Source organism: Streptomyces sp. NPDC029122 (genome assembly GCF_055569445.1).
The window spans coordinates 126,091-138,997 of record NZ_JBVHWK010000015.1; the positions used below are offsets into that span (position 1 = coordinate 126,091).

10 protein-coding genes are annotated in these 12,907 nt (G+C 74.6%); 5 read left to right on the forward strand and 5 right to left on the reverse strand.

Annotated features, from left to right (window positions below; all coding sequences use genetic code 11):
• The first annotated feature begins 63 nt into the window (after positions 1-63).
• The gene (locus tag ACZ4WZ_RS19225) at positions 64-1,188 is read left to right on the forward strand and encodes a TDT family transporter (protein ID WP_467891768.1); all 1,125 of its coding nucleotides are present in this window, start codon (positions 64-66) and stop codon (positions 1,186-1,188) included.
• Here ACZ4WZ_RS19225 and ACZ4WZ_RS19230 read toward each other — a convergent pair.
• The 3 genes from ACZ4WZ_RS19230 to ACZ4WZ_RS19240 form a co-directional block, all read right to left on the reverse strand.
• Positions 1,178-1,888 carry a helical backbone metal receptor gene (locus ACZ4WZ_RS19230; protein ID WP_467891771.1) on the reverse strand — a complete coding sequence of 237 codons (711 nt, stop codon included), beginning with the start codon at positions 1,886-1,888 and terminating at the stop codon, positions 1,178-1,180. The genes ACZ4WZ_RS19225 and ACZ4WZ_RS19230 overlap by 11 nt on opposite strands.
• Before the next feature lie 4 nt (positions 1,889-1,892).
• A complete protein-coding gene (locus tag ACZ4WZ_RS19235) occupies positions 1,893-2,441 on the reverse strand; it encodes a helix-turn-helix domain-containing protein (RefSeq protein ID WP_467891839.1) in 549 nt (182 codons plus the stop codon).
• Between the two features lie 472 nt (positions 2,442-2,913).
• A complete protein-coding gene (locus ACZ4WZ_RS19240; RefSeq protein ID WP_467891773.1) occupies positions 2,914-4,338 on the reverse strand; it encodes a galactose oxidase-like domain-containing protein in 1,425 nt (474 codons plus the stop codon).
• A gap of 202 nt (positions 4,339-4,540) precedes the next feature.
• Between ACZ4WZ_RS19240 and ACZ4WZ_RS19245 the strand changes: the two genes are divergently transcribed.
• From ACZ4WZ_RS19245 to ACZ4WZ_RS19260, 4 genes are all read left to right on the forward strand, one after another.
• Positions 4,541-5,446 carry a 5'-3' exonuclease gene (locus tag ACZ4WZ_RS19245; RefSeq protein ID WP_467891841.1) on the forward strand — a complete coding sequence of 302 codons (906 nt, stop codon included), beginning with the start codon at positions 4,541-4,543 and terminating at the stop codon, positions 5,444-5,446.
• A 49-nt stretch (positions 5,447-5,495) separates the two neighbouring features.
• On the forward strand, positions 5,496-6,341 hold the full coding sequence (locus ACZ4WZ_RS19250; protein ID WP_467891775.1) for a siderophore-interacting protein: 846 nt from the start codon (positions 5,496-5,498) through the stop codon (positions 6,339-6,341).
• Between the two features lie 248 nt (positions 6,342-6,589).
• The gene (locus ACZ4WZ_RS19255; protein WP_467891777.1) at positions 6,590-8,131 is read left to right on the forward strand and encodes a serine hydrolase; all 1,542 of its coding nucleotides are present in this window, start codon (positions 6,590-6,592) and stop codon (positions 8,129-8,131) included.
• 18 nt (positions 8,132-8,149) lie between these two features.
• Positions 8,150-9,118, forward strand: coding sequence for a pseudouridine synthase (locus ACZ4WZ_RS19260; RefSeq protein ID WP_467891779.1), 969 nt, complete (start codon positions 8,150-8,152; stop codon positions 9,116-9,118).
• Here the strand turns inward: ACZ4WZ_RS19260 and ACZ4WZ_RS19265 are convergent.
• Positions 9,063-9,764: a TetR/AcrR family transcriptional regulator gene (locus tag ACZ4WZ_RS19265; RefSeq protein WP_467891781.1), complete on the reverse strand. Its 702-nt coding sequence runs from the start codon at positions 9,762-9,764 to the stop codon at positions 9,063-9,065. The two genes, ACZ4WZ_RS19260 and ACZ4WZ_RS19265, sit on opposite strands and share 56 nt — an antisense overlap.
• 91 nt (positions 9,765-9,855) lie before the next feature.
• Entirely contained in the window at positions 9,856-12,708 is a 2,853-nt protein-coding gene (locus ACZ4WZ_RS19270) for a DEAD/DEAH box helicase (protein ID WP_467891783.1), read from the reverse strand.
• Positions 12,709-12,907: the final 199 nt, after the last annotated feature.

A 12,907-nucleotide genomic window follows, 5' to 3' on the forward strand; every position in this document is an offset into this window, starting at 1 on the left:
GTTTATGGCCTCATAGGGTGATGACCCCTGCCACCGGCTCCCACCTGGGGCGACGCTGGATCCATGGCCACCACCGTCGTGCGACCCCGCACCTTCACCGAACCCGCGCCCCGGACCCACAAGGCCCCCGCGCTGCGCCACCTCGGCCCCAACTGGTACGCCCCCGTCATGGGAACGGCGATCATCGCGAACGCCGGAGCCACCCTCCCGTACCAGCTCCCCGGCCAGCGGGTGGCCTGCCAGATCGTCTGGGCGCTGTCCGCCGTCGCCCTCGCCGTCCTGCTCACCGCCCGCGCGGGCCACTGGCTGCACCACCGCGACCAGGCCCGCGCGCACCTCCTCGACCCGGCCGTCGCCCCCTTCTACGGCTGCCTGGCGATGGCGCTGCTGGCCGTCGGCGGCGGCACCATGATCGTCGGCAAGGACCTGATCGGGACCGGCGCCGCCCTGGCCGCGGACACCGTGCTGTTCACCGCCGGTACCGTGATCGGCCTGGTCATGGCCGTGGTGGTGCCCTACCTGATGGTGGTCCGCCACCAGGTCGAGGCCGCCCAGGCCACCCCCGTGTGGCTGCTGCCCGTGGTCTCCCCCATGGTCTCCGCCGCCGTCGGCCCCCTGCTGGTCCCCCACCTGCCCGCCGGCCAGCCCCGCGAGGCGCTGCTGCTGGCCTGCTACGCCATGTTCGGCGTGAGCCTGATGGCCACCCTGCTGCTGCTCCCCCTGGTCTTCGGCCGGCTGATCGTGAGCGGCCCCCTGCCCCTGGCGCTGACGCCCGCCCTGTTCCTGGTCCTCGGGCCCCTCGGACAGTCGACCACCGCCGTCAACCAGCTCGCCGACGTGGCGCCCGGCGCCATCGACGCCCCCTACGCCCACGCGCTCGGCGCCTTCGCGGTCGTCTACGGGGTGCCCGTGATGGGCTTCGCGCTGCTGTGGCTGGCGCTGGCCACCGCGATGCTGGTCCGGGCCGCCCGCGCCGGCATGGGCTTCGCGATGACCTGGTGGGCGCTGACCTTCCCCGTCGGCACCTGCGCCACCGGCGCTGCCGGGCTGGCCCGCCACACCGGGCTCGACGCCTTCGGCCGGCTGGCCGCCGCCCTCTTCCTGGCCCTGGTCACCGCCTGGGTGGTCGCCGCCGCCCACACCCTGCGCGGCCTGTTCACCGGCCGGCTGCTGCCCGCTACCCGCTGAGCGCCCTGCCGAGTACCGCCGGGGCCTCGGCCAGCGAAGGCCCGTACCAGGTCAGGTGACGGCCGCTCACCAGGGCGGCCCGCAGGCCCGGGAAGGCCTCCGGGCCGTCCGAGGCCGTGAAGGCGTAGGGCTCGTCGGGCAGCACCACCAGGTCGCAGCCGCTCGCCGTCAGCTCGGGGAGCGGCACCTTCGGGTACCGCTCAGGGTGTCCGGCGTACACGTTGCGCACCCCGAGCCGGGCGAGGAGGTCACCGGCGAAGGTGTCGCGGCCCAGCACCATCCAGGGACGGCGCCAGACGGGCACGAAGGCGGTGAGGGGGCCGACGGGCTCCACGTCCGCCCAGGCCTCCCCGGCCCGGTCCAGCCACTCGGGCCGCTCCAGCCCCAGGGCCCCCACCAGCAGCCGGTCGAGCTCGCTCAGGGCCTGCGGCAGGTCCCGGATCACGGTGACCAGCACCTCCAGTCCGGCCGCGCGCAGCGCCTCCAGGTCCGGGGCCCGGTTCTCCTCCTCGTTGGCGATCACCAGGTCCGGGCGCAGCTCCGCGACGGCCCGTACGTCGGGGTTCTTCGTGCCGCCGATCCGCACCGCGTCCCCCAGGTCCGCGGGGTGCGTGCACCAGTCGGTGACCCCCGCCAGCAGGCCGGGCGCGCTGACGGCCACCGCCTCGGTCAGGGACGGCACCAGCGAGACGACGCGCACCCGCTCAGCGTCCCGGCGAGGGCGGCTCGGAGGTGGCGTGGATGTGGTCCCCGACGGCGACCACCAGCAGCCGGGTGTCCTCGCTGACCGCCCGCCAGCGGTGGCGCACCCCGCCGGAGAGGAACAGCGCGTCCCCGCTCTCCAGCCGGTACGCCCGCCCCTCGGCCTCCACCTGGCAGGCGCCGGAGACCACGTACATCAGCTCGTCGTTGCGGTGCTGGTACTCGCGGCCGGCGTCCTGGTCCCCGGTGAACTCCAGGGCGTGCAGCTGGTGGTGTCCGCGCACGAGGGGGCGTACGCCCATCACCGGAGCGAAGCCGGACTCGTCACCGGCCCGCACGAGGTCCACGGTGCGCGCCGTGTCCGAGGCGGCCAGCAGCTCCACGGCCGTGGTCTCCAGCGCGTCGGCGACCCGCTCCAGCGAACGCATGCTGGGGCGGGCGCGCTCGTTCTCTATCTGGCTCAGGAAGGGGACGGACAGGCCGCTGCGCGCCGAGACGGCGGCGAGGGTGAGGTGCAGCGCGCGGCGCCGTTTGCGTACGGCGATGCCCACCCGCAGCGGCTCCTTGGAGTCCTTCTCCTTGTCGTGGCTCTCGGCCGAGCCCGCCCGCGCGGGCTCGTACTCCGTGCCGTCCGTGGCGTCCGCGATGCTTCCGTCTTCCTTGTCGTTCATGTCGGGGCTGCCCTCCCCTGTCCTCAACGCACATCGGTGTGCTGTAAGCACCTTACGCAGCAACCGCCCCGTGATTCGCGCGCAGGAGGCCACCGGCCCGCGACCCGGTGGATTCCCGTGGCCACCCGGTCACCCTACGTGTCCGCCGCCCTGGCGCCACAGCGCACGGTCACCGGCGAGGATCACCGCGTCGCCGACCGGGCCGGCGGCGTACGGGCACACGGCGAGCGAGGCGGCGGCCGCCGCCCCGGCCCTGATGACGTTCCTGCGGGCGGGGGTGAGGGGCCGCGTCGTCCATCGGGTCTCCAGGGTGCGGGGCGGGAGGGCGGGGAGCGGGCCGGGGCGGGGTGGGTCAGGTCAGCCGGACCCAGCGCGCGACGCTGGGCACGCCCTTCTCGTCGAGGAGGAAGAGCAGGTGGTGGCCGGACGGGGCGGCCGCCCGCGTCGGCGGGGCCTGGAGGGTGAGGAGTCCGCCCTGGCGCCGCTCGATGCGCAGTTCGACCTGCCGCCGGGAGGCCCCGGCGGGACGGGGGGCGCCGGCCGGCGCCAGCAGCACGGCCCTGCGGACCCGGTCCGGGGTGCTGGTGCGGACCCGGAAGCGGTCGCCGGGGGCGAGGGGCACGGCGGGCACCTCGTCGAGCACGGGCCGGGGCCCCTGGTGCAGGTAGGCGGGCTCGTAGATCTCGATGGTGCCGTGCGCGCCGTCGCCGGGGTCCGCGTCGTGGGCGGTCTGCTGGAGCTCGTCGCCGGTGATCGCGACCCGGCCGTCGGGCAGGACCAGGGCGTTGGAGTGGTGGCCGCGCGGCAGCCGCTGCAACGGGCCCAGCCGCCAGCCGCCCTTGGTGTCGCGCAGCTCCAGCTGCCGGTACTTCGGGTCGGGGGCGGGGCTGAGCAGGCCGCTCGCGTAGTCGTGGATGTCGTACGCGCCGCTCACGGTCAGCAGGGTTCCGTCGGGCGTCAGGAGGGTGTTGTCGTGGGGGCGGCCGGCGGAGGGCGCGTACGAGGGGCCGCCCGCCGCCACGGGATGGACGCGCGCGGGGAAACGTTCCACCGCCGGGGCCCGGGTGCCCCAGAGCGGCCCGGCCCCGTCCGGGAAGGGCGCCCGGCCGGCGGGGGTCGCCGGGCCGCGGCTCCAGGCCTCGGTCCAGGGGTCGAAGACCAGCGTGGGCCCGCCGTCCGCGTGCGCGCCGGGGGCCCCGCGCACGACGAGCCTGCCGCTGGGGAGGAGCGCGTGGCCGGTGGGGAAGAAGGGCGCGGCGGCCCGGGGCGGGGTGACCTTCTCGAACGACCCGGCACCGGTGCCCTTCGCCGGGTCCCACAGGAAGGCACGGCCGGCGCCGGTGTGCTCGAAGGAGAACAGCAGCACCTTGCCGGTGGGCAGCAGGGCGGTGTGCGCGCCGGACTCCGGCGAGTCGAAGTACTCCGTGAACGCGCCGTAGAGGGCGGGGCGGAAACCTGCGTTCGCCCGGGCTTGAGACTCCGTCAGGGACGCGAGGCGCGCGGCCCTGACGGTGTCGGGACGGCCGGCCTCCTCCCGCACCGCGAGGCGGGTGCGCGCGTGCGCCTCGGCACGCTCGGGGCCGAGGGCGCGCGCCTCCGCCGGGAAGACCTCCCGCCGGACCCGCTCGCGCACCTCGCCGGGGCCCTGCCGGACGGCGGCGGTGGCGGTGGCGGTGGCCGGACCGGGGGAACCGTCGTGGGCGGCGACGGGTCCGGCGGGCAGCAGGGACAGCACGGTGCTCGCGACGAGGGCGCGGGCGACTCCGCGACGGGGCATGCGGAACCCTCACAGGACGGGGGCGGGCGGGACCGACCGGGACCGGACGGGCACCGGACCCGGCCGGTGATCAAACCCTCCGCGAGCGATCGCGAACGCGCGCGCCGGAGCGACTGTTTGAGTGACCGTCGCGTCACTTTGGGTGACCCCCGCACCTCGACGGCGGTGCGGCATCATCGTCTGCGTGACGACACGACGCCTGATGCTCCTGGACACCGCCTCCCTCTACTACCGCGCCTACTTCGGCGTGCCCGACTCCGTGAAGGCCCCCGACGGCACCCCCGTCAACGCCGTGCGCGGACTGCTCGACTTCATCGGCCGGCTGGTGCAGGACCACCGCCCGGACGACCTGGTGGCCTGCATGGACGCCGACTGGCGGCCGCACTGGCGGGTGGAGCTGATCCCCTCCTACAAGGCGCACCGGGTCGCGGAGGCGACGGAGACCGGCCCGGACGTGGAGGAGACCCCGGACACCCTGGCCCCGCAGGTGCCGATCATCGAGGCGGCACTGGACGCGTTCGGCATCGCCCGGGTGGGGGTCGCCGGGTACGAGGCGGACGACGTGATCGGCACGCTCACGGCCCGCGCCACCGGCCCGGTGGACATCGTCACCGGTGACCGGGACCTCTACCAGCTGGTGGACGACGCCCGCCGGCGCCGCGTCCTGTACCCGCTCAAGGGCGTGGGCAGCCTCCAGGTGACGGACGAGGCCTGGCTGCGCGAGAAGTACGGGGTGGACGGCCCCGGGTACGCGGACCTCGCGCTGCTGCGCGGCGACCCGAGCGACGGCCTGCCGGGCGTGCCGGGCATCGGCGAGAAGACGGCGGCCAAGCTGCTGGACGCGTACGGGGACCTGGCCGGGATCATCGCGGCGGTCGGCGATCCGAAGTCGGGGCTGACCCCCACCCAGCGCAAGCGCCTGGACGAGTCCCGCGCCTACCTCGAGGTCGCCCCCAAGGTGGTCCGGGTGGCCTCCGACGTCCCGCTCCCGGCCTTCGAAGCGGCCCTCCCGAAGGCGCCCGCCCGGCCCGAGATGGTCGAGGCACTCGCCCATCGGTGGGGTCTGGGAGGAGCGGTGTCACGTCTGAGCAGCGCGCTGCGCCCCTGAGATGCTAAGTTAGGTAATCCTAAGCTTCGTAGGCGTAAGGGGAGATACCGTGGCAGAAGGACGCGCCCGCACCGTCGGCACCGCAGTCGTCGTACGCACCGAACGACTCACGCCGCACATGGTCCGCCTCGTACTCGGCGGCGACGGGCTGGCCGGCTTCGACGCGGGCGCGCACACGGACCACTACGTGAAACTCCTCTTCGCACCCGAGGGCGTGCGGTACGCCGAGCCCTGGGACCTCGACGTCATCCGCGCGACCCACCGCCGCGAGGCCTGGCCCCGCCAGCGCGCGTACACGGTCCGCGCCTGGGACCCGGCCCGCCGGGAGCTGACCCTGGACTTCGTCGTCCACGGCGACGAGGGCCTGGCCGGCCCCTGGGCGGCCCGCGTACAGCCCGGCGAACGGGTCCACTTCCTCGGCCCCGGCGGCTCCTACGCCCCGGACCCCCTGGCGGGCTGGCACCTCCTCGCCGGCGACGAGAGCGCACTGCCGGGGATCGCGGCGTCGATGGAACGCATGCCGCGGGGCGCGCTGGTGCACGCCTTCATCGAGATCGACGGCCCGGCGGACGAGCAGGACATCCGCACCCCGGACGGCGTCTCCCCGGTATGGCTGCACCGCGGCGACCGCCCGGTGGGCGCGGCCCTGGTCGAGGCGGTCACCTCCCTGCACTTCCCCTCCACCGACGTGCACGCCTTCGTCCACGGCGAGGCGGGCTTCGTCAAGGAGCTCCGCCGCCACCTCCGCCTGGACCGCGGCGTGGCGCGCGAGCGGCTGTCGATCTCGGGCTACTGGCGCCTGGGCGAGACGGACGAGGGCTGGCGCGCCATCAAGCGCGACTGGAACGCCACGGTCGAAGCCGAACAGGACCTCCCGGCCCGGGCCGCCGCCTAAGCCCTGTCCGGGCGGTCTTCGCGGGCCGATGCCGCCCGGCACGGCACCCCCGCCGCGGCGCCGGACCGCACGACGCCCCGTGCCGGCCGCGGGGCCGTCCGCCGGACCAGGGCGGGCCGCACCCCCGAGGACGGCCAGGACAGGGCCCCTGGCACGACGCGGTCCCGCACCGCCCCCGCCGGCCGGAGTCCGGTACGGCCGCCCCCGCCCGAGCGGCACGGCGGCGGCGCCGGGCGGACAATGGCCCCATGCGTACGTTCCGCGCGGCCGGACTCGCCGCAGCCGCGGTGCTGGTGGTGACCGCGGCCGCGTCGGCGGCGCCCGCTCCGCCCCCGCCCCCCGCGCCGCGCCTCACCGACGCCGCCGTCGCCGCCGCGATCGCCCGGCTCGACGCCACCGTCGCCGCCGGCATGCGCCGGACCGGCGTCCCGGGCGTCTCCGTCGCCGTCGTCCACGACGACAAGGTCGTCTACCTCAAGGGCTTCGGGCTCCGCCGCACCGGCGACACCGCCAGGGTCGGCCCCGACACCGTCTTCCAGCTGGCCTCCGTCTCCAAGCCGGTCACCTCCACCGTCATCGCCGGGACCCTCACCTCCCCCGAGGCCTGGGACGAACCCCTCGCCGGAACCCTCCCCGGCTTCGCCCTCAAAGACCCCTGGGTCACCTCACACGTCACGGCCGCCGACCTGCTCTCGCACCGCAGCGGCCTCCCCGACCACGCCGGGGACCTCCTGGAAGACCTCGGCTACGACCGGGCGTACATCCTCGGCCACCTCCGCGAGGAGCCGCTGACCCCCTTCCGCGCGAGCTACGCGTACACCAACTTCGGGTTCACCGCCGCCGCCGAGGCCGTCGCCCGCGACCACGGCGTGAGCTGGCAGAAGCTCAGCGAGGACACCCTCTTCAAGCCCGCCGGGATGACCCGCACCAGCACCGAGTTCTCCGCCTACGCCAAGGCCCCGGACCGGGCCTCCGGCCACGTGAAGAACGCCGACGGCACCTGGAGCCCCCGCTACGTCCGCGACGCCGACGCCCAGACCCCGGCGGGCGGGACCAGCTCCACCGCCCGCGACATGGCCCGCTGGCTGCGGCTCCAGCTGAACACCGGCACCCTCGACGGGAAGCGCGTCATCCCCGAGGACACCCTCGACCACACCCGCCTGCCCCAGATCGTCTCCCAGGCCCGGACCCCCCGCGGCACCCCGCAGTTCTACGGGCTCGGCTGGAACGTCAGCTACGACGACGCCGGCCGGCTGCGCCTGAGCCACTCCGGGGGCTTCGAGCTCGGCGCCAACACCAACGTCACGATGGTCCCGCTGGAGCGCCTCGGCATCGTCGTCCTGACCAACGGCTCCCCCGTCGGCCTGGCGGACTCCGTCGCCCTGGACTTCTTCGACATCGCCGAGCACGGCAAGCCGACCACCGACTGGCTGGCGCTCGTCGCCGCCACGTACGAGCAGCTCGACGCCGCGGCCCGGTCCGACACCGACTACTCCCGCCCCCCGGCCGGCGCGAAGCCCGCCCGCGACGACAGCGTCTACACCGGTACCTACGAGAACCCGTACTACGGCCCCCTCACCGTCGCCGCCGACCCCTCCGGCAAGGGTCTGGTCCTCTCCCTCGGACCGAAGCCGATGCGCTTCCCCCTGACCCACTACGACGGCGACACGTTCAGCTTCGAGACGGCCGGCGAGAACGCCGTCGGCCGCACCGGGGTGTTCTTCTCCGACGGGACGGTCCGCGTCGAGTACCTCGACCAGAACCGCCTCGGCACCTTCACCCGGAAGTAGCCGCCTACCCTGGTCCCGATGAGCCGCAGATCCCACATCCCGCCCGCACCCCTCCCCCAGCAGGCCGGCATCGACCCGGTCCGGATGCGCCTGCCCCCCGACCACGAGGGCAGGTGGCCCCGGCTCGGCGACTACCTGACCGAGCGGTACGCCGGCACGCGCGGCTCCGAGTCCATGGCGCGGCTGCTCGCGGACGGCCGGGTGCTCGGCGAGGGCGGCCGGGTGCTGCGGCACGAGGACCCGTACGAGCCGGGCGGCTGGCTCTGGTTCCACCGGGACATGCCGCCCGAGCCGCCCGTGCCCTTCCCGATCCGCGTGGTCCACCGCGACCGGCACCTCCTGGTGGTGGACAAGCCGCACTTCCTGGCGACCACCCCGCGCGGCACCCACGTCACCGAGACCGCCCTGGCGCGGCTGCGCCGGGAACTGGACCTGCCCGCCCTGAGCCCGGCGCACCGCCTGGACCGGATGACGGCCGGGCTGGTGATGTTCAGCATCCGGCCCGAGGACCGCGGCGCCTACCAGACGCTGTTCCAGCAGCGGCGGGTGCACAAGGAGTACGAGGCCCTCGCGGCCCACGACCCGTCGCTGGAGCTGCCCCGGCTGGTCCGCAGCCACATCGAGAAGACCCGCGGGGTGATGGCCGCGGTCGAGGTGCCGGGTGCCGAGCCGAACGCCGAGAGCCTGATCGAGCTCGCCGAGGCCCGCGACGGGCTGGGCCGCTACCGGCTCACCCCGCACACCGGGCGCACCCACCAGCTGCGGGTGCACATGAACGGTCTGGGCCTGCCCATCCTGGGCGATCCCGTCTACCCGGTGGTGGCCGAGGCGGCCGGCCCGGCGGACTACCGGCGCCCGCTCCAGCTGCTGGCCCGCGTCCTGGCCTTCACCGACCCCGTCACGGGCGCCCGGCACCGGCTGGAGAGCGGACTCACCCTCCGGGCCTGGCGGGACCGCGCGGGCTGGGAAGCGGGGCCGGCGGTGTGAGCCCCGCGATCCGCAGGGCGGCATCGGCGGCGGCCTCCGCGAAGGCCGCGACCGGGCGCCCCGGATCGGAGCGGCGGACCAGCATGACGCCCTCGATCAGGCCGAAGACCAGGTCGTTGCGCAGGGCCAGCCCGGCCCCGTCCCCGTCCGCGGCCAGTGCGGCCCCGGCCGGGGTCGCCGCGAGCAACGCCCGGTAGCCGTCGCGCAGCTCCCCGCGCATCCGCCGGAACCCCGCCAGCCGCCGGCCCCGCAGCTCGGGCAGCAGGTAGAGGGCGCCCAGGTCGTACGGTCCGCCGCACAGCAGCAGCACGTCCGAGCGGCACAGCTCCCACAGCCGTACGGCGGCGGGCCGGGCGGTGTCGGCCAGCAGCCGGCGGGAGAGCTCCAGCGAGGGCGCGACCGTGGACTCCAGGAGTTCGGCGAGGAGTTCCTCCTTGCCGCCGAAGTAGTGGTACATCGTGGCCTGGCGCATTCCGGCCCGTTCGGCCACCGCCCGGGTGGTGGTGGCGGCGTACCCGCGGACCGTGAACAGTTCGGCCGCCGCGCGGAGGAGTTCCTCGCGCGGCGGCCGGCCGCTGTCCGCTCTCAGCCGGTCGGCGCGCGGCCGGCCGACCCGTCTCGGGCCTTCGCCCGTTCCCCCGCTCATACGCCGATCGTCGCACAGGAAACGCGGCGACGATCATGGCAGGAGATGAGACCGGGCCTTCACGGGCTTCGGAGGAAGCCCCAAGACCCGGCTACCCGACGGAGCTGTAGGCCACGACACCCCGCAACAGGGCGTCGACGGCCTTGCGGGCGTTGCGCGCCACCGTGCTGCCGCCCGCCGAGGAGGGCGGGGCCGTGGAGGCGGGGGCCGCCTGCGCGATCTGCCCGAGGACGTCGATGACCTGCTTGCACCAGCGCACGAAGTCACCGGCCGGCATCTCCGCCTCCCGCAGCACCTCGTCCAGGCTCTTGTCGGAGGCCCACTGGTAGGCCGCCCACGCGAATCCGAGGTCCGGCTCGCGCTGGCCGACGCCCTCCGCCTGGTTGATGCGGTGCTCCTCCTCCAGCGCGTCGAGCCGGCCCCAGATGCGGACCATCTCGCCCAGCGCCGCCTTCGCCGCGCCGCCCGGCACCTTCGGCGGGACCGCGTCGTCGGACTGCCGGGCCTCGAAGACCAACGCCGAGACACAGGCGGCCAGTTCGGCGGGGCTCAGCCCCTCCCAGACGCCTTCGCGCAGGCACTCCGAGGCCAGCAGGTCCAGCTCCCCGTAGAGCCGGGCCAGACGCTTGCCGTGCGCGGTGACCTCGTCCTCGCGCAGGTAGTCCAGTTCGGTCAGCAGGGCGTGGATCCGGTCGAAGGTGCGGGCGATAGTGTTCGTCCGGCCCTCGATGCGCCGCTCCAGCTGCTGCGTGTCCCGCTTGAGGCGGTGGTAGCGCTCCGCCCAGCGGGCGTGGTCCTCGCGCTCGTCGCAGCCGTGGCAGGGGTGCGCCCGCAGCTCGGTCCGCAGCCGGGCGATCTCGCGGTCGTCGGCCGCGGCGGCCCGGCCCGGCCGGTGCCGCTGCGGGTGGATGTGCCCGGCCTTGTTGCGCAGCGCCGTCGCCAGGTCCCTGCGGGACTGCGGGGAGCGCGCGTTGAAGGACTTGGGGATCCGCATCCGGTCGATGGCCTCGACCGGCACCGGGAAGTCGATCGCGGCGAGCCGCTTGACCTGCCGTTCGGCGGTGAGCACCAGCGGGCGGGGGCCCTCGTGGTAGTCGTGCCCGCGGTGTCCGTTGACGCGCCCGCCCGGCACGCCCGGGTCCAGGACCAGGGCCAGCCCGGCGAACTTGCCCGTCGGCACGTGGATGACGTCGCCCGGCCTCAGCTTCTCCAGCGAACCGGCCGCCTGCGCCCGGCGCTGGGCCGCGCCCTGCTTGGCGAGGTCGGTCTCCCGGTCCTTGAGCTCGCGGCGCAGCCGCGCGTACTCCTCGAAGTCGCCGAGGTGGCAGGTCATGCCCTCCCGGTAGCCCTCCAGGCCCTCCTCGTTGCGCTGGACCTGCCGGGAGATCCCGACGACCGCGCGGTCCGCCTGGAACTGCGCGAAGGAGGTCTCCAGCAGTTCCCGGGAGCGGTGCCGGCCGAACTGGGAGACCAGGTTGACGGCCATGTTGTACGAGGGCCTGAAGCTGGAGCGCAGCGGATAGGTGCGGGTTCCGGCGAGCCCGGCGAGCTGCACCGGGTCCATGCCGCGCTGCCACAGCACCACCGCGTGGCCCTCGACGTCGATGCCGCGCCGCCCGGCCCGGCCGGTGAGCTGCGTGTACTCGCCGGGGGTGATGTCGGCGTGCTGCTCGCCGTTCCACTTGACCAGCTTCTCCAGGATGACCGTGCGCGCGGGCATGTTGATGCCGAGCGCGAGGGTCTCGGTGGCGAAGACGGCCTTGACGAGGCCGCGTACGAACAGCTCCTCGACGACCTCCTTGAAGGTGGGCAGCATGCCCGCGTGGTGCGCGGCGATGCCGCGCTCCAGGCCTTCGAGCCACTCGTAGTAGCCCAGGACGTGCAGGTCCTCGGCGGGGATGGAGGCGGTCCGCTCCTCGACGATCTCCCGGACCCTCAGGCGCGCGGTGTCGTCGTTGAGCCGCAGGCCCGCGTACAGGCACTGCTGGACGGCGGCTTCGCACCCTGCCCGGCTGAAGATGAAGTTGATGGCGGGCAGCAGGTCGTCGTTGTCGAGCCGCGCGATCACCTCGGGGCGGCCGGGGGTCCAGATCCGGCTGCGGGAGCGGCGCTCGCGCTCGCGGTCGGCCTCGCGGACCATCTTGCCGCGCCGCCGGTCCTTGGGGCTGTAGCCGCGGCTGTTCTCCTCGCGGGCCATGCGCAGCAGGTCGGGATTGACCTCGCGGCGGGCGGAGCCGCGGCCTCCGTGGTCGGACTCCTCCTCGAAGAGGTCGTAGATCCGGCGGCCGGCCATGACGTGCTGCCACAGCGGTACGGGCCGCTCCTCGGAGACGATGACCTCCGTGTCGCCGCGCACGGTGTCGAGCCAGTCGCCGAACTCCTCGGCGTTGGAGACGGTCGCGGAGAGCGAGACCAGCGTCACCGACTCGGGGAGGTGGATGATCACTTCCTCCCACACGGCGCCGCGGAACCGGTCGGAGAGGTAGTGCACCTCGTCCATCACGACGTAGCCGAGGCCGCTGAGCGCCTGCGAGCCCGCGTAGAGCATGTTGCGGAGCACCTCGGTGGTCATCACGACCACGGGGGCGTCGCCGTTGACGCTGTTGTCACCGGTCAGCAGGCCCACCTTCGCGGCGCCGTAGCGCTTGACGAGGTCGGCGTACTTCTGGTTCGACAGGGCCTTGATCGGGGTCGTGTAGAAGCACTTGCGGCCCTGCTGGAGGGCGAGGTGCACGGCGAACTCGCCCACGATGGTCTTGCCCGAGCCGGTCGGGGCGGCCACCAGGACGCCCTTGCCGGCCTCCAGTGCCTTACAGGCCTCGATCTGGTACGGATCCAGGTCGAATGCGTACATCTCGCGGAAGGGGGCCAGGGCGGAGGCCTCTTCGGCGGCGCGGATCCGGGCAGCGGCGTACCGCTCGGCGGGTGAGAGTTCTTCGGTCATCTTGCTCTCGAGCCTACCCGCCGCCCCTGACAACAGTCGCGATCATTTAAGTGAGGGGCCCGAGCCGCCCGGGAACGCGGGACGGGGGGGGGGGGGGGGGGGGGGGGGGGGCCGGGCACGGACGCCCCCCGGAAAGGGGGGGGGGGGGGGGGGTCGGGGTCTTTCTGCAGGATGGGGGTGGTGGTGACATGGAGGCCGG